The sequence below is a fragment of the Cytobacillus oceanisediminis genome (assembly GCF_007830235.1).
Lineage (GTDB): Bacteria > Bacillota > Bacilli > Bacillales > Cytobacillaceae > Cytobacillus > Cytobacillus oceanisediminis.
Genome location: NZ_VLKI01000017.1, coordinates 86784 through 113147 on the forward strand (window position 1 = coordinate 86784; position 26364 = coordinate 113147).

General features: G+C 40.4%; 25 protein-coding genes, 1 rRNA gene, 2 pseudogenes and 1 riboswitch. Of the genes and pseudogenes, 7 read left to right on the forward strand and 21 right to left on the reverse strand.

What is annotated here, in order from left to right; translation table 11 throughout:
* Positions 1 to 10: 10 nt before the first annotated feature.
* The 5 genes from IQ19_RS21155 to IQ19_RS21175 all read right to left on the reverse strand — a co-directional run bounded on the left by IQ19_RS21155 (position 11) and on the right by IQ19_RS21175 (position 6138).
* On the reverse strand, positions 11 to 880 hold the full coding sequence (locus tag IQ19_RS21155; RefSeq protein WP_144544825.1) for a GNAT family N-acetyltransferase: 870 nt from the start codon (positions 878 to 880) through the stop codon (positions 11 to 13).
* A gap of 497 nt (positions 881 to 1377) precedes the next feature.
* Positions 1378 to 3249, reverse strand: coding sequence for a PTS fructose transporter subunit IIABC (locus tag IQ19_RS21160; protein WP_144544827.1), 1872 nt, complete (start codon positions 3247 to 3249; stop codon positions 1378 to 1380).
* 1 nt (position 3250) lies between these two features.
* Positions 3251 to 4180 carry a 1-phosphofructokinase gene (gene pfkB, locus IQ19_RS21165; protein WP_144544829.1) on the reverse strand — a complete coding sequence of 310 codons (930 nt, stop codon included), beginning with the start codon at positions 4178 to 4180 and terminating at the stop codon, positions 3251 to 3253.
* Positions 4177 to 4929, reverse strand: coding sequence for a DeoR/GlpR family DNA-binding transcription regulator (locus tag IQ19_RS21170; RefSeq protein ID WP_144544831.1), 753 nt, complete (start codon positions 4927 to 4929; stop codon positions 4177 to 4179). The genes pfkB and IQ19_RS21170 overlap by 4 nt, the downstream gene beginning before the upstream one ends.
* A 939-nt stretch (positions 4930 to 5868) precedes the next feature.
* Positions 5869 to 6138, reverse strand: a complete 270-nt coding sequence (locus IQ19_RS21175) for a DUF2188 domain-containing protein (protein ID WP_144544833.1) — start codon at positions 6136 to 6138, stop codon at positions 5869 to 5871.
* Between the two features lie 274 nt (positions 6139 to 6412).
* Here IQ19_RS21175 and IQ19_RS21180 point away from each other — a divergent pair.
* Positions 6413 to 7789, forward strand: a pseudogene (locus IQ19_RS21180) (M20/M25/M40 family metallo-hydrolase).
* Positions 7790 to 7866: 77 nt separating this feature from the next.
* On the opposite strand, the gene IQ19_RS21185 reads toward IQ19_RS21180, so the two are convergent.
* On the reverse strand, positions 7867 to 8100 hold the full coding sequence (locus IQ19_RS21185) for a hypothetical protein (protein ID WP_144544835.1): 234 nt from the start codon (positions 8098 to 8100) through the stop codon (positions 7867 to 7869).
* 250 nt (positions 8101 to 8350) lie between these two features.
* Between IQ19_RS21185 and IQ19_RS21190 the strand changes: the two genes are divergently transcribed.
* A complete protein-coding gene (locus IQ19_RS21190; protein ID WP_144544837.1) occupies positions 8351 to 8857 on the forward strand; it encodes a DoxX family membrane protein in 507 nt (168 codons plus the stop codon).
* Between the two features lie 45 nt (positions 8858 to 8902).
* Here IQ19_RS21190 and IQ19_RS21195 read toward each other — a convergent pair whose 3' ends face one another.
* The 3 genes from IQ19_RS21195 to IQ19_RS21205 are packed head-to-tail and all read right to left on the reverse strand — an operon-like array spanning position 8903 to position 11062.
* On the reverse strand, positions 8903 to 9295 hold the full coding sequence (locus tag IQ19_RS21195; RefSeq protein WP_144544839.1) for a hypothetical protein: 393 nt from the start codon (positions 9293 to 9295) through the stop codon (positions 8903 to 8905).
* Positions 9279 to 9995, reverse strand: a complete 717-nt coding sequence (locus tag IQ19_RS21200) for an ABC transporter ATP-binding protein (RefSeq protein ID WP_144544841.1) — start codon at positions 9993 to 9995, stop codon at positions 9279 to 9281. Before IQ19_RS21200 ends, IQ19_RS21195 begins: the two co-directional genes overlap by 17 nt.
* A complete protein-coding gene (locus IQ19_RS21205; protein WP_338422695.1) occupies positions 9995 to 11062 on the reverse strand; it encodes an ABC transporter permease in 1068 nt (355 codons plus the stop codon). Before IQ19_RS21205 ends, IQ19_RS21200 begins: the two co-directional genes overlap by 1 nt.
* A gap of 192 nt (positions 11063 to 11254) precedes the next feature.
* Here IQ19_RS21205 and IQ19_RS21210 point away from each other — a divergent pair, with 192 nt between their 5' ends.
* Entirely contained in the window at positions 11255 to 11851 is a 597-nt protein-coding gene (locus IQ19_RS21210) for a biotin transporter BioY (protein ID WP_144544845.1), read from the forward strand.
* A 23-nt stretch (positions 11852 to 11874) separates the two neighbouring features.
* The gene (gene bioB / locus IQ19_RS21215) at positions 11875 to 12867 is read left to right on the forward strand and encodes a biotin synthase BioB (RefSeq protein WP_144544847.1); all 993 of its coding nucleotides are present in this window, start codon (positions 11875 to 11877) and stop codon (positions 12865 to 12867) included.
* A gap of 39 nt (positions 12868 to 12906) precedes the next feature.
* Here bioB and IQ19_RS21220 read toward each other — a convergent pair whose 3' ends face one another.
* The 4 genes from IQ19_RS21220 to IQ19_RS21235 form a co-directional block, all read right to left on the reverse strand.
* Complete coding sequence (locus IQ19_RS21220) at positions 12907 to 14298, reverse strand: sensor histidine kinase (RefSeq protein ID WP_144544849.1); 1392 nt, start codon at positions 14296 to 14298, stop codon at positions 12907 to 12909.
* The gene (locus tag IQ19_RS21225) at positions 14295 to 14969 is read right to left on the reverse strand and encodes a response regulator transcription factor (RefSeq protein WP_144544850.1); all 675 of its coding nucleotides are present in this window, start codon (positions 14967 to 14969) and stop codon (positions 14295 to 14297) included. The genes IQ19_RS21220 and IQ19_RS21225 overlap by 4 nt, the downstream gene beginning before the upstream one ends.
* A gap of 104 nt (positions 14970 to 15073) precedes the next feature.
* The gene (locus tag IQ19_RS21230; RefSeq protein WP_144544852.1) at positions 15074 to 16111 is read right to left on the reverse strand and encodes a ribonucleotide-diphosphate reductase subunit beta; all 1038 of its coding nucleotides are present in this window, start codon (positions 16109 to 16111) and stop codon (positions 15074 to 15076) included.
* 13 nt (positions 16112 to 16124) lie between these two features.
* Positions 16125 to 18347 carry a ribonucleoside-diphosphate reductase subunit alpha gene (locus IQ19_RS21235; RefSeq protein WP_144544854.1) on the reverse strand — a complete coding sequence of 741 codons (2223 nt, stop codon included), beginning with the start codon at positions 18345 to 18347 and terminating at the stop codon, positions 16125 to 16127.
* A gap of 137 nt (positions 18348 to 18484) precedes the next feature.
* A riboswitch (cobalamin riboswitch) is annotated at positions 18485 to 18679 on the reverse strand.
* A 170-nt stretch (positions 18680 to 18849) separates the two neighbouring features.
* On the opposite strand from IQ19_RS21235, the gene IQ19_RS21240 reads away from it, so the two are divergent.
* Positions 18850 to 19110 carry a hypothetical protein gene (locus IQ19_RS21240; protein ID WP_199749515.1) on the forward strand — a complete coding sequence of 87 codons (261 nt, stop codon included), beginning with the start codon at positions 18850 to 18852 and terminating at the stop codon, positions 19108 to 19110.
* 42 nt (positions 19111 to 19152) lie between these two features.
* Here IQ19_RS21240 and IQ19_RS21245 read toward each other — a convergent pair.
* The 5 genes and pseudogenes from IQ19_RS21245 to IQ19_RS21260 all read right to left on the reverse strand — a co-directional run.
* Positions 19153 to 19377: pseudogene (locus IQ19_RS21245) on the reverse strand (glutaredoxin family protein); the annotation flags it as partial.
* Positions 19378 to 19487: 110 nt separating this feature from the next.
* Positions 19488 to 19631 carry a hypothetical protein gene (locus IQ19_RS27850; RefSeq protein ID WP_158638876.1) on the reverse strand — a complete coding sequence of 48 codons (144 nt, stop codon included), beginning with the start codon at positions 19629 to 19631 and terminating at the stop codon, positions 19488 to 19490.
* Between the two features lie 26 nt (positions 19632 to 19657).
* Positions 19658 to 22093, reverse strand: coding sequence for a heavy metal translocating P-type ATPase (locus IQ19_RS21250; protein ID WP_144544858.1), 2436 nt, complete (start codon positions 22091 to 22093; stop codon positions 19658 to 19660).
* A gap of 222 nt (positions 22094 to 22315) precedes the next feature.
* The gene (gene copZ, locus IQ19_RS21255; RefSeq protein WP_144544860.1) at positions 22316 to 22522 is read right to left on the reverse strand and encodes a copper chaperone CopZ; all 207 of its coding nucleotides are present in this window, start codon (positions 22520 to 22522) and stop codon (positions 22316 to 22318) included.
* Between the two features lie 13 nt (positions 22523 to 22535).
* Positions 22536 to 22877: a metal-sensitive transcriptional regulator gene (locus IQ19_RS21260; protein ID WP_110067782.1), complete on the reverse strand. Its 342-nt coding sequence runs from the start codon at positions 22875 to 22877 to the stop codon at positions 22536 to 22538.
* A 193-nt stretch (positions 22878 to 23070) separates the two neighbouring features.
* Here IQ19_RS21260 and IQ19_RS28180 point away from each other — a divergent pair, with 193 nt between their 5' ends.
* A complete protein-coding gene (locus tag IQ19_RS28180) occupies positions 23071 to 23223 on the forward strand; it encodes a hypothetical protein (protein WP_199749516.1) in 153 nt (50 codons plus the stop codon).
* A 33-nt stretch (positions 23224 to 23256) separates the two neighbouring features.
* Here IQ19_RS28180 and IQ19_RS21265 read toward each other — a convergent pair whose 3' ends face one another.
* Together IQ19_RS21265 and mgtE are read right to left on the reverse strand one after the other, a co-directional pair.
* Positions 23257 to 23436, reverse strand: coding sequence for an H-type small acid-soluble spore protein (locus IQ19_RS21265; RefSeq protein WP_110067783.1), 180 nt, complete (start codon positions 23434 to 23436; stop codon positions 23257 to 23259).
* 74 nt (positions 23437 to 23510) lie between these two features.
* Positions 23511 to 24866, reverse strand: coding sequence for a magnesium transporter (mgtE, locus tag IQ19_RS21270; RefSeq protein WP_144544862.1), 1356 nt, complete (start codon positions 24864 to 24866; stop codon positions 23511 to 23513).
* Between the two features lie 168 nt (positions 24867 to 25034).
* Between mgtE and IQ19_RS21275 the strand changes: the two genes are divergently transcribed.
* Positions 25035 to 25658, forward strand: coding sequence for a LysE family transporter (locus IQ19_RS21275; protein ID WP_144544864.1), 624 nt, complete (start codon positions 25035 to 25037; stop codon positions 25656 to 25658).
* Between the two features lie 584 nt (positions 25659 to 26242).
* On the opposite strand, the gene rrf is transcribed toward IQ19_RS21275, so the two are convergent.
* Positions 26243 to 26359 (reverse strand): 5S ribosomal RNA (rrf, locus tag IQ19_RS21280).
* Between the last annotated feature and the right edge of the window lie 5 nt (positions 26360 to 26364).

The window sequence follows — 26364 nt, forward strand, 5'->3', positions numbered from 1 at the left end:
GTCCCTGTTCCTATAAATATTTCTTCATCATTACCTGGCCCAACTTTTTTTCGAACCCCATTTTTAAAAGAGCTTTTGAAGAAGGATTATTAGCAGAAATATTCACAGCAGTAAAATCAATCCTATCATCAGAGTCCTGAAAAAGTGTACTTAGGATACTTTCTGTCACATCCTCTATAAATGTGCTGTTATGACTATATTTCAGCTGATAAATAATGATCCTGTCTGTGTGTCCACCGTTATCCAACACCCGTTTATAAAAAATGTACCCTTTCTCATTGCCCTCCGGACTGATAAAAACAGCAGCTTCCGCAAATTTAACGCTTTCCCACTGACATTGCCATGCCGCTTCCGTATCATAAAAACCTAGAGCCTTCAGTTGTTCCGGATATACTTTTTTAATTAGTAATTCGCTATTTCCAAAGGCTTTAAACTCTTTTCTCTCAACCTTTTTATTTAAATATAATAAATGGTCTGTGACCTCATATCCCATTTTTTTATATAGCTGAATTGCTCTTTCATTTTTTTCAATGGCCTCGAGTACAGCAATATTAACATTTTCTTCTTTATAGATCTTCATCACTTCTTCCATCATTGCAACAGCAAGGCCTTTCCCTCTATATTCAGGAGCAATGCCGGTTCCCCCGTTCCAGGCAATTTTTCTTCCGTCAATCTCCCTGATTCCCGTCATAATAATTCCAGAGGGTTCTCCATGCATAAAAGCAATAATCGATTTTTCAGGTGAAAGGCCCTCGAGCGCCATCCGGTTCATAAAGGCCTGAACATCCATTTTTACAGGGACCAAATATCCTGTGAAGCCTTTATTCCAAGCAGTTAACGTTTCTTCCAACGTGCATTGTGACAGCTTTTTAATCTTCATAAATCTTTCTCCTTTTAATAGGGGCTTCACGTCTTTTCACCTCATTTTTGTTTACTGCCTCTTTTAATAACAATAATAATCGCCATTTATGCCACCCCCTAAATAGACCAATTAGTTTATTTGTCATTAAAAAAATAAAAAAGACTACTCAGTTTATTTAATTAAACCATAAGTTTTCAGTTTTTTCAATCATTTATGTTTTATTTACACTCTTTTAAATTTGCCTGGTGACTTCCGCTCAAGAAGCTCAGTGAACCGCGGGCGGTCCAGGAGCCCCCTCGGGTATTCGCCTCTGTTGGGTCTCCCTTCGACACGCTCCACCCGCTGGACATTGATAGCATCCTCGAGTAAGCACCGCACGAAGAAAATGCGAATGCATTTTCGAGGAACTTGCCCCTTCCACTCCAATCAACAGGGTGCCAAAATCAACAAAAAGCTTTAACACAGCCTAATATATAAAAAAGCCGATACGAAAACAGTACCGGCTTTTTACAAAATTATTTATTTAACGGTTTTTTCAGGAACCCAATCAATAGTGCTGATACAAATGCACCTGCGATGATTCCAACAAGGTAAACTACCCACGGACCATCAACGAGCGGTACAACGAATACACCGCCATGAGGCGCTCTTAATCCGATTCCAGCCATCATTGAAATGGCGCCTGCCACTGCAGAACCTGCCATGATGGATGGTATGACACGAAGCGGATCGGCAGCCGCAAATGGAATAGCACCTTCAGTAATGAATGAGAATCCCATAATATAGTTTGCTTTTCCTGCATCCTGTTCCTGTTTCGTAAATTTATTTTTAAACAAAGTTGTCGCCAGTGCAATTGCAAGCGGCGGAACCATACCTGCAGCCATAATGGCAGCCATTGGTTCGTAAACACCGTTTGCCAGCAATCCTGTTCCAAAAACATAGGCTGATTTATTAACCGGGCCGCCCATATCAAACGCCATCATTAGTCCAAGCACAACTCCAAGAAGCACCGCATTCCCAGTTCCAAGTCCTGAAAGCCATTCAGTAATGGCAGTATTCAAAGCTCCAACCGGCTTATTCACCACATAAAGCATCAGCAATCCAGTAATAGCGATTCCGAAAAGCGGGTAAAGCAAAATGGTTTTGATTCCTTCGAGGGAAACTGGCAATCCTGCAAATGCCTTTTTCAAGCCGACTACCACATAACCTGCAAGGAACCCGGCAATAATACCTCCAAGGAAGCCTGCTCCGCCAGAAGCGGCCATCATTCCGCCAACAGCACCTGCGGCAAAACCAGGACGGTCAGCAATACTCATCGCAATAAATGCAGCAAGAATCGGTACGATCAACCCGAAAGCATTTCCGCCGCCAATTGTCATTAGCGCTTCGGCAATAGGGTGATAGGATGGATCATTGGGATCTGCTGCTTTATAACCGAACATAAAGGAAATGGCAATTAAGATTCCGCCTCCTACTACAAATGGAAGCATATTGGATACACCGTTCATCAGATGCTTATAGATGCCGGCCTTTTGTTCTTTTTTGTTTTCAGACCCTGCAGTACTGTTTGTGCTGCCGCCTTTATATACTGGAGCATCCTGTTTTAGCGCTTTTTCAATTAATTCCTGCGGTTTGCGTATTCCGTCCGCAACTGGAGTTTCCAGCAAATGCTTGCCGCTGAATCGCTCCATTTCAACCTTTGTATCAGCAGCCACAATAACAGCCGTCGCATTAGCAATTTCTTCTGGTGTCAGAACATTTTTTGCGCCGCTTGATCCATTGGTTTCAACTTTAATATCAACGCCTAGTTCAGCTGCCTTTGCTTTTAAGGAATCTGCAGCCATATACGTGTGGGCAATTCCTGTAGGGCATGCTGTTACAGCAACGATAAAACGCTTGCTGTCTGCAATATTTTGATCTTCCTCTTCTTCTGTTTCATCATAGCTGTCAATAATATCTATAACTTCATCAGCTGAAGCCGCATTCTGCAGCTTTTTGCGGGCTTCTTCATTCATTAAAATAGATGAAAGCCTGGATAATGCTTCTAAGTGGGTATTATTGGCGCCTTCAGGGGCTGCAATCATAAAGAATAAATAGGCAGGCTGCCCATCAAGAGATTCATAATCCACCCCTGCTTCTGACTTGCCAAACGCAATTGCAGGCTCCTTCACCGCGGTCGTTTTCGCATGTGGGATGGCAATTCCTTCACCGATGCCTGTTGTGCTCTGCTCTTCCCTTTTTAAAATGGCTTCTTTGAATGCTGAGCGGTCATTTAGCTTTCCAGCTTTATTAAGCTGGTCTACCAGGCCATTTATAGCATCAATCTTCCCTGTTCCGCTCATAGAGAGCAGGATTGTGTCTCTTGTAAGCAATTCTGTAATTCTCATCCTAATTCTCCCCCTTTAGGCTGATCTTTGTAATGGAAACCTGAGAAAGCAATCCCTCTGCCTTTTCTTTCGTGCAAAGACCCAATGAAAACGCGGTTGCGCTTCCGGATGCTACACTGTATTGAAAAGCTTTTTCTATATCTCTGTATTGTTCAAAAGCTGCAAGGAAGCCAGCTACCATAGAGTCGCCTGCCCCGACTGAGCTTTTCACTTCCCCTTGCGGGACGCTAGCTATATAGGCATTTTCATCTGTGACCAAGACCGCGCCTTTCCCTGCTAATGACACAATTACATTTTGTGCGCCCATGTCCACAAGCTTTTGGCCATATGGAATGACTTCTTCAGCGGCTGTAAATTCTGTATCAAATATTTCTCCCAGTTCATGGTGGTTAGGCTTTATTAAAAATGGCTTGTAAGGAATGACCTTTTTCAGCAATTCGCCTTCAGCATCAACTACAAATGCTGCCCCGTTCTCTGAACAAATTTTGACCAGTTCTTCATAAGTTGTTTCCGGCAATGTAGAAGGAATGCTCCCCGCTAATACGAGCAAATCGCCATCAGACAGACGGCCTATTTTCGTTTTAAGATCCTGAAGGTTTTCTTTTAAAATAGCTGGACCTTTAGCATTGATTTCTGTTTCTGTTCCGGTCTTTATCTTTACATTAATCCTTGTGTCTTCAGCGACGGGAACAAAGTCAGTATCAATATTTTCATTTTTTAAGTAATCAGCGATATAGTCTCCTGTAAATCCTCCAACAAAACCAAGTGCTTTGCTCTTAACATCCATTCTGTTTAGCACTCTTGAAACATTTATCCCTTTTCCGCCCGGGAATTTAGTGTCATTTTGCATGCGGTTTAAACCGCCGACTTTAATCTCTTCCAGTTCTACGATGTAGTCCACTGACGGGTTTAACGTCAATGTGTGTATCATGCTGTCACAACCTTTATTGTAGTTTTGCTGGCATAAGGCTCCTGATGCTCTTCATCCAGCCCATTAGTGATGATTGTTGCCGTATGCAGATCGGCTATTTTGGCAAATGCTATCTCCGAAAACTTCGTATCATCAGCGAGTATAAAGGCCTCCCTCGAAAGCGAAATGGCCATTTGCTTAATCATTGCCTCATCCTGATCCGGCGTAGTGTAACCGAATTGAGGATGGATTCCATTAACACCCATAAAGCATTTGTCAAAGCGATAGTGCTCAAGGCTCGCCATCGCTCCCCTGCCGATAATGGCTTTTGTCTGTTCTTTGGCAAAACCGCCAATTATAAATGTTTTTATATTCCGTTCGAGCAGTGCATTGATATGCATCAACCCGTTCGTTACAACTACGATTTCTTTTGAAGGCAAAAACGGGATTATTTCTGTCACAGTTGAACCTGCATCCAGATAGATGGAATCTCCTTCTTCAACAAGGCCTGCCGCATATTTGGCGATTTGGCGTTTTTGCTGAAGGTTTTTGGAGGATTTTTCAGTCATGCTCGGTTCCTGCAGCTTCCCCTGAAGCCTCGCTGCCCCGCCATGAATCCTTTTTAGGTATTTTCCCTCTTCCAGCTGAGTCAGATCCCTTCTGATCGTTGACTCGGATGTCTCTGTTAGATCAACCAGATCCTGAATTTTCACTACACCTTTTTCTTTTATAAGCTGCAGAATCAATTTATGGCGCTCCGGTGTTAACAAAACATTACCCCCTAAATTCTGTTTCTTGCCTTGATTACATCATACTGAAACCGATTGCAAAAATCAATCATTTTCTCTCAAAAATAATCAAAATCAATCATTTTATCGATTGATTTTGACCGTTTTATGCATTTCAATATCGATTTAAATAAATAGAAAGAATATTTAAATATATCAAAATAATAGTTTGCCCTATGCGCTAAATTATGCTAGAATCAAAAATAACAATATATAGTTTTTCTATTCTGTTTTCAATACTATATATTGTTTTACTTTTTGAATTAACTCGTTCCAAGGTCTCTTTTTGGTCCGCTTTCTATCTTGAAAGCGGACATTTTTTGTTATTAGAAATAAAAACAACACTCCTGGCAGCCTGGAGTGTTGTTGATTGTAAATATTTCCGTAAATTCTTTAAGCGTAGTCTTAAAGAGTGGAATCATATATTCAAAAAACCCAGAAGGTTATTTTTATTCTAATAAGCTTCTGGGTTTTAGCTTTCTTCATTAGTGACTCCAACCTTAATAAGTTTAGTTAGTTTTAAGCAGGCTCAGAGCACTGCACTGCATTAACTGCAATAATACAATCTCTTAGAATATTCTTGCCCCAGGTACTAATAAAAAAGCCAGTATCCTTGCTACCACTAATAGTACAAGAATCAGAAATCTTGCAAGTTGAAGACTTTGAAGAGCCATTAAGTCTCCCCCTTTCAGAATAAAAATTATAAGGGCCCTTACATAATTCATTCTATGTAGTTAAATTGGACAAGTATAAACGTATATCCCTACTGCAAAAAAAGCGTCCAATCCTGAATTAACGATTAAAATAAACGATGCGTGCTGCTGTTTTAGCTGTCTTTATACAATCTGATAAAAAGCAATGCATTTAATCATGACATTAAATAGCCCGGCAAATACCGAAGCATTGCCGGGCAGTAATTATTTATTCATAATTTACAAGGTCTTCTATTTTTCCATCTTCGTTATGAAGGATGGCCATTGTACCCGCTTCTTCTGCCATACGTTTGGCTTCCTCCACTGCATCGGATCTTGATTCTGCTGTATATTCAGGATTATCCTGCCCTTCCTTTTTGACAGCCCATCCTTCTTCATCATGCGGTACTACATGGAATCTTGCTTCGTCTGTTCCTGCACGGTCTTTAAAATATTGTTCCTGTTCTTCACTGCGATTATTTTGGTTATTGTTTGCCATGGTCATACCTCCTGCTTGTAGTTGGTTTAATGTCATCAATTGATGAGCAGTATCACTTTACCCTTTAAGAAATTTTAGAAACCCGATTACTATTTAAAAGAGTAGTAGATTAGAACCGTTTCAATTTGTCCTTTTTCATAAAAATCACACGAATTTTGTCGGAACATTAGGAATACCCCATAGGAATTAGTACTCTTTCTAGAAAATACCATTTCCATCTAAACTAGTAATCTTAGGGACTCTAAAAAAAACACTAAGCATTCAGGAGGTTATTATGGTAAGGAATAATCGAAAATCAGCAAAGGTTTTAGCATCTCTTTTGGCAGCTTCTTTTGCGTTTGGTTCAATCGGGTATGCAGCACCTGTCACAACTGAAAACGGAAATCTTCTTATTCACAAGACCAGAAGATCGTAGCTAAAGTCAGTGCAGAGCCTGCAATCGAACATGTAAGATATCTGTCTGAAGAAATTGGGACAAGGCCTGGCGGATTGGAGAACGAAAAGAAGTCTGCAGAATATATCGCCAATACGCTTAAAAGTCTTGGTTATGATGTTCAATATCAATACTTTCCGGTAGCGGATCAATACATAGGCAGCGTTGTCTTTGGGGACGGAACTAAATGGGAAATGGGTGCGTCGCCAGCTGGAAAAATCAGCGATGCACCTGTTAAAGCAGAAGTGATTTATGTAGAAAATAATGATTTTGCAAATGTTGAAGGTAAAATAGTGCTTGTAGCTCGTGGAGGGACGGTTGCAGATTATCGCAATCAAGTTGCTCAAGCAATAGAAGCAGGAGCAGCAGGGGTAATTCTGCAAAGCGTTGTCGGAAGCCGCGGGAATTACGGACAAACTTTCAATCCCAGCCTGACTGAACATTATGATATTCCGGTTTTTGGCGCTTCCTATATTCATGGAGAATGGCTAAAGGAACAAATGGAGCAGGAAAGAGTTGAACTTTCCTTAACAGCAAAACACTATTCCGACCTTAAGTCAGTAAACGTTATTGCAACAAAAGAAGCTAAAACAAAGACTAAAGATGCAAAAGAGGTAATTCTCGGCGCTCACCATGATAGTGTAGTAGGTGCTCCCGGTGCAAATGATAATGCTTCCGGCGTAGGGCTTATGCTTGAGCTCGCAAGGGTTTATAAGGGATACAACACTGACAAAACACTTAAATTTATTGCGTTTGGATCTGAGGAGCGCGGGTTGCTGGGAGCAAGATATTATGTGGATCAATTAACACAGGAACAGAAAGACCAAATTGAGGCGGTTTTCGTTCCTGATATGGTGGCTACAAATTATGACAAAGCAACAAATCTCTATGCCCTGACACCAGACGGCAGACAAAATATTGTGACCGATTCAACTGGTGATGCTGGTGCACGTTTGGGGCAATTCGGATATCCTTCCTGGTAAATTCGGATCAAGCGACCATATTCCGTTCCATAATGCCGGCATTCCTGCAGCCCTTTTCATCTGGATGGGCATCGACAGCTGGGATCCGCTTATTTACCATATTGAAAAAGTCTACCATACTCCACAAGATACGATTGAAGACAATATCTCTGCAGATAGAATGCAATCTGCCTTGGATATTATTGGATCTGGACTTTTTGATGTCGTCAGGAAGGAAACCCCCGGAAACAACTAATGTTTCAAAAGCCGCCGCTTACATTTAACAGCGGCGGTTTTCCACAAAAAAAGATGCCCAAAAAGAGCATCCCCGAATTAATAGTCGTTCTCGGAACAAGTTTCTTCTCTGGCAGCCTGACGATCATCATGCCACAGCTTCAGGTGGGTGAGGATTGTAAACAGAAAAAAGAAGTTCATCGCCCATATCGTTACAAAAGGGCTGATCCCGCCAAAGTCAATCGTTTGGTAGCCTTTCAAAAACATGACAATATACGCTTCAACAAAAACGAGGAAAAATCCCCCAACACCAGCGACTGACATTCGAATCATGCCTCGCCCTCCTTTTCTTTCTTTATAATTATTATAATCCTATCTGTTTTTTGGTACAATATCCCTGCGTAAATATACTGTTAAATCCCGCATTATTGCAGTGTGTCCTTCTTATTTAATCAATTTCATATTATTGCCATAATCTTTCAGCAGATGTGTGAACACTCTGCCAAATCGATCCATTTTTGTTTCCTTCGGAGTATATTATAAGTGTAATCATTAATTAAATTTTTGGAAGGAAGTGATTAGAATGTTTGTCAAATGGCTTAGGGAAAATCAAATTGCTGCTGCACTTCTCACTGTGATCAGATTATATCTTGGGTATTCTTGGCTGACTGCCGGTTACCATAAAGTAGTGGATGGCTTTGATGCATCCGGATTTTTGCAAGGAGCGGTTGCCAAAGCAACTGGCGATCATCCAGCTGTTCAAAGCTGGTGGGCAACCTTCCTTGAAGGCATTGCTATTCCAAACGCAGAATTATTCAGCTTTTTGGTAGCTTGGGGAGAATTGCTTGTAGGCCTTGGATTAATTTTAGGATGCTTGACCACTGCCGCTGCTTTCTTTGGAATTATCATGAACTTTGCTTTCTTGTTCTCTGGAACAGTCAGCACAAACGCACAAATGGTCCTTTTAACCATATTCATTCTTGTTGCAGGCTATAATGCCGGAAAATTCGGTCTTGATCGCTATGTCGCCCCATTCCTACGCAAACTATTCAAAGGAAAACTGGGACGAAATGAAACAATCGCCTCTTAATCTACCTATTATATAAAGCCCGTTCTATTTCGAACGGGCCTTTTTTTATTTTTCTTCACTTGTTTTTAAGAAGGTTAAAATGACAAATAGCAGAAAGCTAATCAGCAGAATGACTCCGCCAAAGATATAAAGAGCTGTGTTGACTGCTTCTGGCAAAAACGCTGGCTGAAAAATATGCAGCGCCATTCCGCCCGTTAATCCAATAGAACCAGCAGCCGCAGTCATGACATGCAGCTTTGGCAGTAACTTGCTGGCTGGAGTAAACACTTTATAATAAACAGCCCAAGCAAACAGCGATAACCATCCAACAACCAAAATATGTGCATGGATTGGCCTAATGGCATAATCATTCGATCCTGCCATATGGGCTCCTAAAGCAGCGCCAATTAAAGCAAAAATGGCGGAAAGTCTTAATAAAAATTTACTGTACTGATTCATTGTTTGTTCCCCTTTTCGTTGTTTGTTCTAATAGCTGGCCATCTTGCATGGCATATATCCGGTCACAGAATGGCAAAACCCCTTCGTCATGCGTCACAATGATACCCGCCTTGTTTTTCTTTTTTACAATCCTGGAAATTAATCCGGTAATCGCCGCACTCCGGTTTGAATCCAGGCTGGCTGTCGGCTCGTCCGCCAATATGATGTCAGGGTCATTAGCAAAGGCTCTGGCAATTGCCACCCTTTGCTTTTCACCACCTGACAGCTGATGGGGATAATGGCTTGATCTATGTTCCATGCCAACCGATATTAATAAAATTCTAACATGATCACTTTTTTCTTCCGTGTTATGATTTGCCATTTTCAGAACAAGACCCAACTGCTCTTCTACTTTCAGATAAGGTACAAGATTTGAAGTTTGAAAGATATAGCCAATGGAATGCAGCCTGACGTCAGCTTTTTGAAAATCAGAAAGACCTGAAACGTCTTTTCCATTTATGAATATATTTCCATCATCCGGTGTCAAAAGAGCTCCTGCAATTGATAGAAAAGTACTTTTTCCCGAACCAGATGGTCCTATAACTGCTGCAAGTTCACCTTTTTTAACTGAGAAAGAAAGATCTTTTAATATTTTAATACTTTTATCACCGTCATTAAAGGATTTATTAATTTGATTAAGAACCAAAGGAAAATTTCCCATTATTCCACCCTTCCCATTGCCTGAATTGGATCTGCTTTTATGATGTTTATGCTGGAAATCAGCGATCCAAAAAGTGAAACCATACAGAGGATTGCAGCATATTTAATAATCTGAACAATATCAAATACAAAAGGAATGTTTGGGGGAAGGAGAAGTCCTGCCAGCCATGTAAAGCCTATTGCTGCTCCAATGCTTATCACTGTCAGCATTAGCACCTGTGCTAAAGTGCTTTTTATTAAAAAGCCAGTTTTGGCTCCGATTGCCTTTAAAATACCCATCTGGCCCTTCTTTTGGATCGTCATAATATAGAAGAATGCTGCCAGGACGAATACAGCAATTACAATCAGAAATGAAAGCATCATGAATAGAGAATTCTGTTCAGCCTCGTAGCCTGGAATACCGCTAATAACCTTCTCTTTTTCCGCCCAGATGCCATCTGCAGCTTTGGTGATTTTATCCTGTATCAATTGATCCTTCTCCTGCAATGCCAGAAAGCTGACTTTTCCATTTGTAAGCCCACTCCAGAAATCGAGGGATATAAACACAACTGGAGTATGGCTATAGGTTTGATGTTCCGCAAATCCGGAAACCTTGAAGATTGCACCAGTGCGCTCATCCTCCAGCACATCCCCAATTTTCAATCCCTCATTCTTAAGAGAGCTGTCCACAACCATGGAATTATTACCATTAAGTGCTTCTCCCTCAATGGCGATAGGCTCTAAGTAACTTCCTGGATTAATAGCCAAGAAGGTTACATCCAGCTTTTGATTGTCATCTCCTTTCAGCGATGCCATTTGAATGGCTGCAGGCTGAATTTTAGCCGAAGAAGATTCTATTTGAGTCTTGCCAATCTCTATGTTTGAACGATCTAACCTTAATTCTGCATCACTGGAAATAAAAAATGCCTCCGCATCCATTGTTTTGAATGACGATGCATTATCCATTGATAACCCGTTTGCAAGGCCATTTATGATAAAAACCAGTGCAGCGATAAAAAATAGAATAAAGCTTATTAGCAGATATCTTACCTTAAAAAAACGCATCTCCTTAAAGGATAATGAGAACATCTCCAATCACCTTCCTCTTCTTTCTTCCCCTTAACTATAAAAAGTGAATATGAACAGAAAATGAACGGATGGTTACAATTTATAAGTTTGAAAGAATGATAAATGTAAACTTAAAACAAAAATAGGTTGACACATTATATGTGCTGCTATTATTCTAAATTGTGTAAATATTAATTCATCAGGAGGCCACTTATGAAAAAAGGATTAAGAACGATTGATTTAACACTGTCCGGAATGTTTGTTGCTCTTATGGCTGTTGGGGCAAACATCACCTCATTTGTTCCGTTTATGGTTATTGGAGGAGTTCCTATTACCCTGCAAACCTTTTTTGCCATTTTGGCAGGAGCCGTTTTAGGAAGCCGCTTAGGTGCCATAACGATGGGAGTGTATGCATTTGTCGGCCTTGCAGGCGCTCCGATTTTCGCTAAATTTGGCGGAGGGTTTGCATCATTATTAAGTCCCACTTTTGGATTTATCCTATCTTTTATTTTTACAGCTTATGTAACAGGCAAAATCATTGAAAGGAAAAAATCCCTGCCTGTTTATATTTCTGCTGCCTTAATCGGTATGGCAATCAACTATGTTTTCGGGACGAATTGGATGTATATGGCTTACAAGCTATGGTTTACAGCACCAGAAGGCTTTACCTATCAAATGGCATGGCTGTGGATGGTTGTCCCGCTTCCAAAAGATATTTTTCTATCAGTTTTTGCCGGAATGATGGCTTACCGCTTGGAGCATAGAGTTTTTGCCCGCAGCCAATTCAGAAAAATAAACCGTGCAGCATAACGTAACAAAAAAGGAGGAGTTTCATGAATTATCGAGTGTTAGCTCAAAATGTATTGGAAGGATATGAACTGACAGATTCGCAGGCTATGGAAATTCTAAATTGCCCCGATGAAGAACTGCTGGATTTATTGTATAGCGCGTATAAGATACGCCACCATTACTATGGAAATCAAGTCAAGCTGAATATGATTATTAACACAAAATCAGGTTTGTGCCCTGAAAACTGCGGCTACTGTTCTCAATCGAGCATTTCAACAGCTCCGATTGAAAAATACAGAATGATGGATAAAGAATCCATACTTAAGGGAGCGACACAAGCTCATCAGCTGAACGTCGGCACCTATTGTATTGTAGCGAGCGGCAGAGGGCCAAGCAATAAAGAACTCGATGAAGTGGTATCAGCTGTTAAAGAAATAAAGGAATCTTATAATATGAAGGTTTGTGCATGCCTTGGGCTCCTAAAGCCTGAACAGGCTGAAAAGCTGAAGGAAGCAGGAGTTGACCGCTATAATCACAATATCAACACCTCAGAAAATCATCATGAAAGCATTACTACTTCCCATACATACCAGGACAGAGTAAACACTGTCCAATTAATTAAGGAAGCCGGCATTTCTCCATGCTCCGGTGTGATCATCGGCATGAAAGAGACCAAACAGGATGTCATAATGATGGCCAAAAGTCTTAAAGCTCTTGATGCAGATTCAATTCCTGTTAACTTTTTGCATGCGATTGATGGTACCCCGCTAGCAGGAACAAATGAGCTGAATCCGCGTTACTGCCTGAAGGTGCTTTGCCTGATGCGTTTTATCAACCCGACTAAGGAGATCCGCATCTCCGGGGGCCGAGAGGTTAATCTTCGTAGCCTCCAGCCGTTTGGCTTATATCCGGCTAACTCCATTTTTGTTGGCGATTACTTGACCACTGCTGGCCAGGAAAGCACTGCAGACCATCAGATGCTGAAAGATCTCGGCTTTGAAATTGATTTTGTTTCTGAAAATCCAGTATTAACTTAAATGATATGAAGATCCTGCGTTTAAGCAGGATCTTTTCTGTTACTTCGTTTTAACGACTTCTTTTGGCAGTCTCACTGTAAATGTGGTTCCTTTCCCTTTTATGCTCCAAACATTAATTTTACCGTTATGCAAATAAACAATAGAATGAACGATTGCCAGGCCAAGGCCTGATCCTTCGACGGACCGTGTCCTGGAAGTATCAGCCCTATAAAAGCGGTCATATATCCTTGCAAGCTCATCCTGTTCCATGCCAATCCCGTTGTCTTTAATACTGATTTCATACTGCTCCTCTTGTTCAACTAATTTAATGTCTATTTCCCCATTTTCGCTGCTGTATTTAATGCTATTTGTCAGCAGATTTTCCCACACAGAATAGAGAAGTGGAGGATCGGCCACTATATATGCTTTGGGCAAAGAATAACTTACCATCATTCCTTTTTCACTTAAGTTCCATTGATATTGGCGAATAACCATTTTGATTTGTTCGCTAAGATCATATTTTTGGGCATTAAGCAGGTCTTGCCTGCTATCGATTGATGATAAAAGCAGGAGCTGCCGTGTCAGTGTTGATAAGCGGTCAATCTCGGAATCGACTGCATCGATATTTTTACGGGTTTCCTCTTGTGTTCCCACCGCTTTTATCAGCTTCATATACCCTTTTATATTAGAAAGCGGAGATTGAATATCGTGGGAGATATTGCTGATAAATTCTTTGCGCATTTCATTGGTTTTCTCAAGTTTATTGGCCATTTTTGTAAAACTTGAAGCCAGTTCTCCAATTTCATCCCGCCTCTTGATATTGAGTTTAATGCCAAAGTCGCCAGCGGCTATAAGAGATGTAGCGCGATTAAGCTTTCCGATTGGCCGAATAAGGTATTTTGCACTGATCAGAACGAGAATTACGCTAAGTACAATCATGCCTGCAACCAGCCATGCAATCAGTGAGTGCAGTTCCCCAAAAAGAAGCTTGATATCCGGGCGTATAAACAGGCCATAATTTAACCCTCTATATTCAAAAGGAATTCCCACAGTATTCTTTAATTCATTGGCAAAAAAACCAGTAACAAAAGTCTTATGGGGAAATGCTCCAACCCCATGATATTCCTCTCCGTCCAGCACCATTTCCTTTGCTTCTTCCGGTAAATTATACTCCCTGAAACCAGCCCCGTAATAGATTTCCTCACCGTTTTTATTTACAATGAATATTTGGTATCCAATGGAACCGAGGTGTTCAAAATAGCTATGTAAATCCGTATCATTATGTGAACCAATAAAATCAGCCATATCCATAGCAATAGAAGTCAATTTAGTATCATTTTGTCTTTTTAATTCTTTCTGGTAATAAACATTTGATACCGAAAAAGAGATAAGGCCGCTTAACAGCATAATGAGTATCGTCGTAAGGGTAAACTTTGAATACAAAGATCTCATTGCCGATACTCCAAAGAATAGCCGATTCCTCGAATGGTTTTAATACTGAATTCAGTGAATCCCTTTGAAAAACGCTCCCTTAAGCGTTTGATATGAACATCAACCGTGCGTTCATCTCCTTCATAATCCATCCCCCATATTTGTTCAATTAATTGGCTCCTGCTGAATACCTGTTTCGGATGGGAAGCAAGAAAGTGAAGCAATTCGAATTCTTTTAACGGCAGCATATAGGTTTTGCCATCCAGCTCTACCTCATAGCTTTTCTTATTAATATGAAAGCTTCCAATCATTAGATTTTCTCCCTCGCTTTTTCCGTACCTTCTTAACAGAGCATTTACCCTGAACAAAAGCTCCTTTGGCTCAAAAGGCTTTACAAGATAGTCATCCGTCCCCAATAGAAAGCCTTTTTCCTTGTCTTCTATCTGGCTTTTTGCCGTTAGCATTATGATAGGAATTTCGGAATATTTCCTTATCTCTTCTGTCAATTTATACCCGTCAATATAAGGCAACATAATATCAATTATGGCAAGATCAATGGATTCTTTTTTAATAAGTTCAAAAGCTTCTGAGCCATTGGCAGCCTCGACAGTTTGAAATCCTTCTTTGTTTAAAAGCTCTTTTACTAAAAAACGGACATGCTGATCATCATCTGTTATTAGAATTGTCTTCATACCTGCACCTGCTCACTATATAATCTTCTAAATCTATTGTATTAAATAAGGGCATATAAATAAACCTTGCCTGAACAGCAAGGTTTATCGATAAATACTACACTCTATAATTCGTCAAATCCATTATCCACTTGTACCTTTGTATATTGCCGTGACTTTTGTTCAAAGAAATCCGATTTGCCATGGTCCACTTCTTCGTACGCCACAATCCAGCGAAGCGGATTTGTACGATAACCTTCAAATGGACGCTCATAGCCAAGCTGATTGCATCGAACATTTGCATAAAATTTGATATATGCCTCCACATCGGAGAGCAAGATTCCTTCAGTCTTCTCCCCTATCACATAACGGGCCCATTTTATTTCCAATTCCGCAGCCCGCTTAAAAGTACCCAGGACAAAGTCCTCCAATTCCTTCGTCTCTAGGTCCGGATTTTCCTGCAATATTTCTTTAAATATCTTTACAAACAAATCTACATGGATTTGCTCGTCCCGATTAATATAATTAATCATTGTTGAAGTAGCTACCATTTTTTGATTTCTGGCCAGATGATAAAAGAATGCAAAGCCCGAATAGAAAAATAAACCCTCCAGCACAACATCATATACGATTGACTTCAGCAAATTTTCAGGAGTCGGATTCTCCGCAAAGTTTCGATATCCACTCGTTACAAACTGATTTCTTTCTGCTAATATAGGCTCCGTCCTCCAGAATTCAAAGACTTCATCCTGCCTTTGCTTTGGTACAAGGCTTGACAGCACATATGAATAAGAGTGATTATGGATCACCTCCTGCTGTGCAAGAATGATCATAAGGGCTGAGAGGCTCGAATCCGTTAAATAATCAGCAACCTTACCTGCATAATCCGTTTGAATGCTGTCGAGCAATGCAAGCAGGCCAATAATCTTCAAAAAAGTTTCTTGTTCGCCGTCTTTTAATGCAGGGAATTGCTTTATATCCTGGGACATATTAATTTCAAATGGCGTCCAGAAATTAGCGAGCATTTTTTTATATTTTGGGTATGCCCAGGAAAAACGGACATCATCCCAGTTAAGGATATTGGAGCATTCCCCATTTAGGATCGAAGTTGCACGGTTTGGTGCGGCAGTGTTGATTAGTTGGCGTTTTTTTAATGTATTCATAGGATTCTCCCCTTTAGCTTGAACAAGATTCACAGTCTTCTATTTCTGATGATGTTGAACGAACATAATATGTCGTTTTTAATTTATTTTTCCAGGCAGAAAGATGCAGATTTAATAGATCAACCGCTTTAATATTGTTAGGGATGTAAAAATTAAATGAGATTGCCTGGTCGATATGCTTTTGCCTTTTGGCATTCTGCTGGATGCTCCATTCCTGGCCAATATGGTAGGCTGATTTGTAATACCAGGTCGTTTCGCTGTTTAAATCAGGAGCTGTCACAGGAATCCGGTAATCTTTTTTCTCCTCGGAATACTGTTTATTGAAAATGGGGTCTATACTTGGTGTGCTGCCTGCAATCAAGGCGGTTGATGCATTGGGAGCAACCGCCATCAAGTACCCGTTGCGTATTCCAACTTTCTTTACGTTTTCTTTTAATGCTGGCCAATTTAATTTTGATTCTGTCTCCAAATACCCGCGTTTTTCAAAATAGGCACCAGTTTCCCATTCAGATCCTTCAAAAGCTGGATATTTGCCTTTTTCTTCTGCAAGCGCCATAGAGCTCTTTATCGTTAAATAAGCTACTTTTTCATAGAGCCTGTCAGCAAAGTCTTCTGCTTCCATGCTCTCCCATGGTATTTTTTTCAATGCTAGCAGATGGTGCCAGCCAAAGGTTCCCAAACCAATCGCCCGGTATTTTTGATTGGTCATTTGGCCCTGGAGGACTGGAATCCTATTAATATCAATTACATTATCAAGCATCCGTACCTGAATCGGAATGAGCCTTTCAAGGGCATTATGTTGGCAGGCCCTTGCAAGATTAATAGATGAAAGATTGCAGACGACAAAGTCTCCAGGTATCTTTTCAATAATGATCTTTCCATCCTTTGTATACTCTTCCGTTCTCTTTGTCACGCTTTGATTTTGGACAATCTCTGTACAAAGATTTGTACAATAGATCATTCCGGAATGCGAATTTGTATTTTTCCGGTTTACTTCATCCCGATAAAACATGAATGGAGTTCCTGTCTCGAGCTGGCTTCTCATGATTGACTTCATAATTTCAATTGCAGGTACCTTTTCCCTTGAAAGCAGCGGGCTGTCAATGCATTCTTTGTATTTCTGCCGGAAAGATCCTTCCCTTTCACCCTCGTCGTAAAAATCCTCAAGCGAGAAACCCATTGCCTTCCGTACTTCATGAGGATCAAACAAGTACCAATACCCGCGGCTTTCTACTTTTTCCATGAACAAATCCGGAATGCAGACACCCGTAAATAAATCATGTGTGCGCTGCCTTTCATCTCCGTTATTTAGCTTTGCATCCAGAAATGAGAAGATATCTTTATGCCATACATCCAGATAAACGCTTATGGCTCCCTGCCGTTGTCCAAGCTGATCCACACTGACTGCTGTATTATTCAGCTGCTTCATCCATGGGATAACTCCGGAAGAAGCACCTTTGAAACCTTTAATATCACTGCCTCTGCTGCGGATTTTCCCCAGGTAGACGCCAATTCCGCCGCCATTCTTGGACAGGGAGGCAATATCCGCATTGCTGTCATAGATCCCCTCAAGGCTGTCATCAACTGTTTCGACAAAACAGCTGGAAAGCTGGCCCCAGTTTTTCCCCGCATTTGCCAGTGTAGGCGTGGCCACTGTCATATAAAAACCGCTCATTGCCCAGTAGGCTTCCTTTATAAGCTCAAGCCGCTTTTCCGGCCGTTCCTTTTTCATTAAAACCATGCTTATGATCATAAACCGTTCCTGCGGCAGCTCAAACAGATTTTTCTGCCTGTCCCTGGCAAGATACCGATCTGCCAGCATTTTCAGCCCCAAATACGTAAATAAATGATCATTTTCCATTTTAATAACGGCTGCCAGCTCATTGATTTCGTCCTGTGAGTAGGTATCCAATAAATCTTTTTCATAGATTTCCAGAGCTGTCAGCTGCTCGATCAATTTATAAAAGTGTCCGTAGCAATCCTCCGGCAAACAACCTCTGTTTTCACCTGCTTCCTGATACAATTTTTTTAAAAGAAGGCGTGAAGCTGCAAAGGTCCAATCAGGCTCATCCATACTTATCCATGACAAACATTCTAAAATCAGCTGATCATACAGCGCTTTTTCCTTTAGATGATTCATCTCTTCAGATCTTTTCAATAATAATTCAAAATCAAGCCTTGGAAATTCTGATTTCAGTTCCTCTATTACTGCATTCGTTTGTAAGGTATGTACCATCTTGTTTCCTCCTAAATGGAAAAATAAAAATCCGCTCAGAAAATGAGCGGATCAAACGAAAGTTAATAGCAGGAACCAGTTCTTCTTTGGAAAGCCATTACACCATCGTTTCATCATCTCAATCCCCGAAGATAAGAAACTTTCGATCGCCCTGGCAGGTCTCCTGGCTTGTGCTTCACTCTACTAAAAGCCCTTCCCATATAAGCGCCATGAAACGGCTTATACAGTGGTATGCTTTGTTCGTCTGCACTTACAGTTGCGGGGACAGCTCCGGATTTCCACCGGATTCCCTTTTAAGTCCATTTAAGAACACCAATCACGATCTATATGTAGTTTTTTATTATATAATCAACACTATATATTGTATGCAATTCTATCACAAGGATTAATAGATTACAAATTTTTTAATTGAACAATTCACAATTAGTTCAACTTTCCTCGATAATTTCTCGATAATTAAACTGTAATCTAAAGATGCAATAAAAAAAGGAGTGATTCAAAAATGAAAAGGTTGATTGCTGGAATATTCTCCGTTACACTCATCCTCGGTTCGGGAACTGCCATTCTCGCAGCAGGAAACGAATCACCTGATGGTTTATTGAACTTTGGAAAAATGAAGCCGCTCATGCAGGAAATGCACCCCGAATTTTCCAACCAAGAACTGAAAGAAATGTATGAGAGGTGCCATGGAACAAAAGGTGCGATGCCGAGCAGAGGCTTTAAACAAATGGATAAAGACAAAATGGAGGACATAATGTATTAGGAAAAAAGACAGAAGGAGAGCAATTCTCCTTCTGTCTTTTCGTTAAAATTGATCTTTCTCAATCATATTTCTAATAACGTCCTCGTTCATCTCAAAGCCTATAAAATGCTTTTTCTTTGTTCCGCCGTACCATTTCTTTTTTTCAAACAGAAAGGCTGGAACAATTCGGCTGCCGGTTAAATTGATAAGATCCTGTTCCCTCTCAGGGTCTTTGGAAAGATCTACTTCGTTATATGGTACATTATTCTGCAAAAGAAACTCTTTCGCCGCCTGGCAATCCTGTCAGGTAGGCCTTGTATAAAGCGTGAGGTTCGCTTTCAACTCAGAACACCCCTTTAGAATAATTTATCTATGTCTTTTACTACCCGAAGTAGAGGTTATTCAGCATCCTCATTTACTTCGTGGTTCTCAGGTTCATGCTGTTCTTGCACAGGTTCGGCAAAGAATCCATCATATATAGTATAACCTGCCATAACAAGTACCAAATAGGCAATGGCAGCACCAGCCCATTTTTTCATCATAGCCAGCTCCTTCCGTCTGCTATTGTTTAACCGTTCTTTTCATTTAACTTTACTCTTTGCAATCTAAGCGCATTTAATACGACTGAGACTGAACTGAAAGCCATCGCAGCACCTGCAAGCCAAGGGGCAAGGAAACCTAAAGCTGCTACTGGAATTCCAAGCGTATTATAAGCGAAAGCCCAGAACAGGTTTTGCCTTATATTGCGTATTGTCTTCTTACTCATTAGGATCGCATCTGCAATACTATTCAGATCGCCTCTCATCAGCGTAATATCGGCAGCTTCCATCGCAACATCCGTACCTGTTCCAATAGCCATTCCGATATCCGCAACCGCAAGGGCAGGAGCATCGTTAATGCCATCACCAACCATTGCGACTTTTTTGCCTTGTTCCTGCAGCTTTTTAACTTCATCTGCTTTTCCTTCTGGAAGAACTTCCGCAATAGCGGCGTCAATTCCTACTTCATCTGCAATCGCCTGGGCAGTCCGCTTGTTATCACCTGTGATCATAACAACTTCAAGACCCATATCCTTCAGGCGCTTGATCGCTTCTTTGGATGTTTCCTTTACAGTATCCGCAACGGCTACAATGCCCATATATTGTTCATCAACTGCGACAAGCATCGCCGTTTTCCCATTGTCCTCAAGGGATTCCATTTTTGCCTGTGCTGTGTCAATGTCTATTTCGTATTTCTGCATTAACCTTCTTGTGCCGATAAGCAGATCCTTGCCATCCACTCTGGCTTTAATTCCGAAGCCTGGAATTGCTTCGAATTCTTCAGGATTTAATAAAGTTATCCCTTTTTCCTTTATTCCCTTAACAATTGCTTCAGCCAATGGATGCTCTGACTGCCTCTCGGCTGAACCAGAAAGCTGAAGGAAAGTGTCTTCTTCCATGTTCCCTTCCACAATCACATCCGTTAAAACAGGCTTTCCGTGGGTTACCGTTCCTGTTTTATCGAGAACAACAGTAGTTATTTCATGAGTTAATTCCAAATGCTCTCCGCCTTTGAAAAGAACTCCATATTCTGCTGCACGGCCTGAACCTGCCATAATGGATGTTGGCGTGGCCAAACCAAGTGCACAAGGACATGCAATAACAAGTACAGCAATTAATTTTTCAAGGGCTTCTGCAAACTCGCCCGGGCTAACCCATAAATACCAAACAAAGAAGGTAATAACGGCTATTGACACTACAATAGGGACAAAGATTCCGGAAATTTTATCTGCCAGGCGCTGTATTGGTGCTTTGGAGCCCTGTGCTTCTTCAACCACTTTGATGATTTGTGAAAGGGCTGTATCTTTGCCTACTTTAGTAGCTTTAATTTTCAAGAAACCATTTTTATTGATTGTTGATCCAATAACTGTATCGCCGACTGATTTATCAACCGGTACACTTTCCCCGGTTAGCATGGATTCATCCAGTGCGGACTGGCCTTCCGTAATTTCGCCATCCACAGGGATTTTTTCGCCTGGCTTTACATATATGATATCGCCAACGAGTACATCTTCAAGCGGGATTTCAAGCTCTTCCCCATTTCTCAAAACAGTGGCTGTTTTTGCCTGCAGCCCCATCAGCTTTTTAATAGCCTCTGAAGAACGGCCTTTGGCACGAGCTTCAAATAATTTACCCAAAATAATCAAGGTGATTAATATGGCACTCGTTTCATAGTAAAGCTCAACCATATGAGCATTCGTGCCAATTGATAAAATCGATTGATATAAACTGTAAAAATAGGCAGCTGAAGTACCAAGAGCCACCAAGACGTCCATATTGGCACTTTTATTTTTAAGCGCTTTGTATGCACCTACATAGAATTGCTTTCCTATGAAAAATTGAACAGGAGTTGCCAATGCGAGCTGCACCCACGGATTCATAAACATATCAGGAACATAAATAAATTGTGTGAATTCAAAATGGCCTACCATGGACCAGAACAAAGGAAGGGAAAGGATTAATGAAAAAATGAATTTCCCTTTTTGCTTCTCGATTTCTTTCTCCCTGTAATCCGCGCCCTCGTTTTCTGCATCTTGTTTTACTTTGGCCTGATAGCCGAGATTCTCTACTTTCTTAAACATATCCTGGACAGATACCTGTTCAGGATTATATTCAACAGTCGCTGTCTCAAGGGCAAGATTGACAACAGCTTTTTTGACACCGGCCATTTTATTAAGCCCTTTTTCTATACGCTGCGAACAGGTGGCACAGGTCATGCCAAGCAATTCAAATTCAGCTTTCTCAGAAACAACTGTATAACCCAGGTCCTCAATTTTTTTCTCAAAGGCTTCAACAGATGTTACATCTGGATTATATTTGACTGATGCTTTTTCCAGTGCAAGATTAACATTCGCTTCCTGAACACCGTCAAGCTTATTTAACCCTTTCTCGATGCGTGAAGAACATGCCGCACAGGTCATGCCTGATATAGGAAGCTGAACTTCTTTTAATGCCGCATCACTCATAAATACCACTCCTTAAATTAAGTGACGTATAATTTTGATTTCACTCATTATACTATACCCCTCTACCCTATATGTCAACCAAAAATAATTAGACAAATTTTTTAAAAAGCTATATTAAGATGTCTGTTGATTTCCGCTCCTCATTGCCACAATCAAGGATGAGCTTTAACATAGCCTTAAAAAAAGAGAACGTGCTGATAATCCACACGTTCTTTTCAAAAACTATTCTACATCATATCCCTGATCGTCAATTGTTTCCTTAATCTGCTCAAGTGACACAGCTGAAGAATCATACTGTACTTGTACCTGGCCATTATCAAGATCAACAGATACCTTTTCAACCCCGTTTAATTTTCCAACACTGCCTTCAACTGCTTTTACACAATGGCCGCAAGACATGCCGCTTACTTTTAATGTTATGTTTTCCATATATAACATCTCCTTATTTTTTCATTAATTTTTGAATGGTTACCAAAAATTCATCCAGGACTTCATCGTCGCCTTCGTGAATTCTTTCTACTACACAGCTTTTCAAATGGCCTTCCAGCAAAAGCTTTGCTACACTGTTCAAGGCAGACTGTGTTGCTGAAATTTGTGTTATAACATCATCGCAATAGGTATCTTTTTCTATAAGTCCTTTTATTCCGCGAATCTGCCCTTCAATCCGATTTAAACGGGTTGTCAAATTCTTTTTTACTTTTTCAGAATGGTGACTTTTTCGTTCCGAGTCAATCGAACAGCAGCTCTCCGCCAATAATTCATCATTTTCCAATTCAAAAGCCATTTGATCCGCCCCCTTATGCATATCATATTATACCCCGGTATCCTATGTAAAGGATTTTGCTTAAAATTCTTTGCTTCTCTCTCTTCACAATTTCCCACTTTTGTAAATGGTGTCTTGTTCATTTTTCCCTATTATGATATTCAAATTCCCTGTTCATACTAACGGAAACATATCTATAAAAGGAGGCAATGAAATGAAAAAGAAACAAACTTTTATGGAAGATGCCGGCAAGGACTTATATGGAATCGACAAGGATGTTAGCCTTCAGTCCGTCAACTTCGCTGCAGCTGAAAATCAGTATATAAACGAGCGCACTGAAAAAGAATCCAATAATGAAATATACTAAACAAAGCCGCCTTTTTAGGCGGCCTTTTTCACGTTACAGTTCTTTAAGCTCAGCAATTTCTACTTCTGATCTTTCCTCAAGAGGGCCGCGCAAATGAACAGTCGCTGTTCTGCCATCTTCATTTAACTTATCGATCCAAACAGAAGCTCCATTGTATTTCACTTCAATATCTGCTGATGAAGAAAGAATTTGCTTTACACGTCTAACATCCACTTTAAAACACTCCCCTGCATTTTTTCATTTTATTTTTTGTAAGGGAGCGAATTTTATGCTAATAAAAACACAAATTAAGTCAATTTTGTTATAAAAATGGTTGCCAGCCCAAAATAAATAAATAATGACAGAATATCATTTAGTGTGGTAATTAAAGGGCCTGACGCAACGGCAGGGTCAACATTTAATTTGTACAAAACGAGTGGAATAATTGTTCCAGCAAGGGTTCCAATAATTAGAGTAATAATTAAAGATGTGCCAACCACTAATCCCAGGATAAAACTCCCTTGCCAAACATATGCAATTACCGCAATTAAGATTCCACAGGTCACTCCTATAATAATCCCGACGCTAAGCTCCCGGAAAACCAATTTTGTTACCAGCCTTTTATCCAAATCTCTGTTAATCAGTCCACGGACAACAACTGCTAACGATTGAGTGCCTGTATTTCCTGTCATACCTGCTATCATAGGCATAAAGAAGGCAAGTGCCACAGCTTGAGATAGTGTTTCTTCAAAACCGCTGATGATGGTACCTGAAACTATGCCAATAAATAAGAGCAGGATAAGCCATGGAAGCCTTCTATAAGCAGCAACTAGAGGCTTTGTATCAAAATCAATCGCCCTTCCTGAAGCGGAAAGCTTTTCAATGTCCTCGTTGGCCTCGCTGATTACAACGTCAATAATATCATCAAACGTAACAATCCCAACCAGCTGCCCTTTTTCCACAACAGGTATAGCCAGAAAATCATACCTCTCGATCAGCCTTGCGACCTCTTCCTGGTCAGTATCCGCTGCTACAGCGATTACCCTGCTGTACATAATGTCCTGAATCTTTTCATTCTCATTGGCAAGAATCAAATCGCGATAAGAAACAACACCCACCAGTTCTTTATTCTCATTTATTACATATAGGTAGTTTATTGTCTCCGAGTATTCAGCAAATGATTTTATTTTTTCCACAGTGTCCCTGACTGTATAATGCTGCGGTATCCAGACAAAGCGATTAGTCATTAGCCGCCCTGCTGTTTCAGGCGGATATTTCATAATGCTTTTTACAATACGGGATTCTTCCAGCTTCATGCCGGATAGAAGCTCTTCCATCCTCTCAGCTGACATCCCTTCCAATAAAGCTGCAATATCGTCATTATCCATCAGGTCAAGAACCTCACCTGACTTTTCAATTCCTAATAATGAAAGTACCCTTGCCTGATGTTGCTGTTCAAGTTCCTGAATTAATTCGGCAATTTGCTCGGGGGTCATATAAAGAAGAAAACGCGGGTGATGCTTTACTGGTAAACCTTCAAAAATTCGGGCAATATCATATGGCTGAAGTTCCGAAATGATACTTTGAAAGTGAAACCTCCTTGTTTCTTTCAATGCTTTTATTATTTCAAGGGTTATTTGATTCTCAGACATGTTTATCGCCATGTTTTCCCCTCCAGAAGTCACTCCATCTAATATATCCTTTTTGTTATTCCCGAAAATGCCTAACAATAAAACGGCTAGTATTTCATGCTTATGTTAAAAGTTGTCCTATCCTACTTCAAGGCTGAATAGAATGTGTACAAACAGTGCTTAAGTTGGGGAGTTGTATATATGAGTATTTTTCTAGGGTATGTATTCTTAGGTCTCTCTCTGGCGGCACCGATTGGCCCAATCAATGCAGCACAGCTTGATAAAGGAATCAAAAACGGTTTCTTCCATGCCTGGCTTGTTGGCCTGGGTGCCATGACTGCAGATGCTATTTACATGCTTGCCGTCTATCTGGGTGTCGTTCATTTTTTGGAGATGCCATTTATGAAAGCTTTTTTGTGGTGCTTTGGTTTTTTTGTCCTTGTCTACACAGGAATTGAAAGCCTGCTAAGTGCCGGAAAAATAATTTCAAGCAAAAGAGGGGAAGACGAATCTTCCATAAAATCGTTTATGTCCGGTTTTCTTATGTCATTGTCAAACCCTTTGACTATTTTATTCTGGCTTGGCATTTATGGTTCTGTTCTTGCAAAAACAGCAGCTGAATATGATAAAGCGCATGTGATTTTGTACAGTGGAGCCATCTTTATCGGGCTATTACTGTGGGATTTGACAATGGCCGGAGTCGCCAGCAGCTTTAGGAGATTTTTAACCGGCAAGATTCTAGCATTTATTTCGATTTTATCTGGCCTTTCTTTGATTGGTTTTGGCATTTACTTTGGGGTGCAAGCGTATAAGTTGTTGTTTTAGATACATACGGCTAGGATAGTATCTGCGAAAATGTGCGGATGCTATTTTTTATAAGGGTGTGCTGGGCTAATTGAAATAGTTATTAGTAGTTTTTAGCTTAAGATAAGGCCTTTTCGATAGAACTCCGACTGAAAATTCACGCCATTATAACTTTAAGTTTAGGATTCACCTTGCATATTTTGATGATTGTCCATGGCTTAGTTTCTTTCCTACATCTGGCATAAATAGTTTTTTTTGAAAAGACTAACAAATGAGTTTCATCATCTCTTATATGGAGAGTTTGATCCTGTCTCAGGAAGAACATTTGGTGATAAATTTATTTTTCAGGTCAATAAAGACCGCTAACAAGCCAACTGACCGATATATCAAAATAGTGACCGATAATGCTTAAAATAAAGGTAAATTACTAACAATAGATGAGACCCTTTTCTAAAATTCAGAGGCACTTTTTTAAAAGACGCAAAAAAATCATCTAATTAGCGCTTTTCGCTCAAATGGAATTCATTTATAGAAGTCTTCGGGCAAGCGAAATATTAACTGTATATAAATAAAAAAAGAGCACCCTCTCAGGTACTCTCTCATTTGCCCGGCAGCGTCCTACTCTCACAGGGGGACAGCCCCCAACTACCATCGGCGCTGAGAAGCTTAACTTCCGTGTTCGGTATGGGAACGGGTGTGACCTTCTCGCTATCGCCACCAGACTATT

Bases quoted from the DNA above. Each gene is read 5' to 3' on its own strand.
- IQ19_RS21155 (WP_144544825.1), bottom strand. From the start codon at position 880: ATGAAGATTAAAAAGCTGTCACAATGCACGTTGGAAGAAACGTTAACT.
- IQ19_RS21160 (WP_144544827.1), bottom strand. From the start codon at position 3,249: ATGAGAATTACAGAATTGCTTACAAGAGACACAATCCTGCTCTCTATG.
- pfkB (WP_144544829.1), bottom strand. From the start codon at position 4,180: ATGATACACACATTGACGTTAAACCCGTCAGTGGACTACATCGTAGAA.
- IQ19_RS21175 (WP_144544833.1), bottom strand. From the start codon at position 6,138: ATGGCAAACAATAACCAAAATAATCGCAGTGAAGAACAGGAACAATAT.
- IQ19_RS21185 (WP_144544835.1), bottom strand. From the start codon at position 8,100: ATGATTCGAATGTCAGTCGCTGGTGTTGGGGGATTTTTCCTCGTTTTT.
- IQ19_RS21190 (WP_144544837.1), top strand. From the start codon at position 8,351: ATGTTTGTCAAATGGCTTAGGGAAAATCAAATTGCTGCTGCACTTCTC.
- IQ19_RS21195 (WP_144544839.1), bottom strand. From the start codon at position 9,295: ATGAATCAGTACAGTAAATTTTTATTAAGACTTTCCGCCATTTTTGCT.
- IQ19_RS21200 (WP_144544841.1), bottom strand. From the start codon at position 9,995: ATGGGAAATTTTCCTTTGGTTCTTAATCAAATTAATAAATCCTTTAAT.
- IQ19_RS21205 (WP_338422695.1), bottom strand. From the start codon at position 11,062: ATGTTCTCATTATCCTTTAAGGAGATGCGTTTTTTTAAGGTAAGATAT.
- IQ19_RS21210 (WP_144544845.1), top strand. From the start codon at position 11,255: ATGAAAAAAGGATTAAGAACGATTGATTTAACACTGTCCGGAATGTTT.
- bioB (WP_144544847.1), top strand. From the start codon at position 11,875: ATGAATTATCGAGTGTTAGCTCAAAATGTATTGGAAGGATATGAACTG.
- IQ19_RS21220 (WP_144544849.1), bottom strand. From the start codon at position 14,298: ATGAGATCTTTGTATTCAAAGTTTACCCTTACGACGATACTCATTATG.
- IQ19_RS21225 (WP_144544850.1), bottom strand. From the start codon at position 14,969: ATGAAGACAATTCTAATAACAGATGATGATCAGCATGTCCGTTTTTTA.
- IQ19_RS21230 (WP_144544852.1), bottom strand. From the start codon at position 16,111: ATGAATACATTAAAAAAACGCCAACTAATCAACACTGCCGCACCAAAC.
- IQ19_RS21235 (WP_144544854.1), bottom strand. From the start codon at position 18,347: ATGGTACATACCTTACAAACGAATGCAGTAATAGAGGAACTGAAATCA.
- IQ19_RS21240 (WP_199749515.1), top strand. From the start codon at position 18,850: ATGAAAAGGTTGATTGCTGGAATATTCTCCGTTACACTCATCCTCGGT.
- IQ19_RS27850 (WP_158638876.1), bottom strand. From the start codon at position 19,631: ATGATGAAAAAATGGGCTGGTGCTGCCATTGCCTATTTGGTACTTGTT.
- IQ19_RS21250 (WP_144544858.1), bottom strand. From the start codon at position 22,093: ATGAGTGATGCGGCATTAAAAGAAGTTCAGCTTCCTATATCAGGCATG.
- copZ (WP_144544860.1), bottom strand. From the start codon at position 22,522: ATGGAAAACATAACATTAAAAGTAAGCGGCATGTCTTGCGGCCATTGT.
- IQ19_RS21260 (WP_110067782.1), bottom strand. From the start codon at position 22,877: ATGGCTTTTGAATTGGAAAATGATGAATTATTGGCGGAGAGCTGCTGT.
- IQ19_RS28180 (WP_199749516.1), top strand. From the start codon at position 23,071: ATGAAAAAGAAACAAACTTTTATGGAAGATGCCGGCAAGGACTTATAT.
- mgtE (WP_144544862.1), bottom strand. From the start codon at position 24,866: ATGGCGATAAACATGTCTGAGAATCAAATAACCCTTGAAATAATAAAA.
- IQ19_RS21275 (WP_144544864.1), top strand. From the start codon at position 25,035: ATGAGTATTTTTCTAGGGTATGTATTCTTAGGTCTCTCTCTGGCGGCA.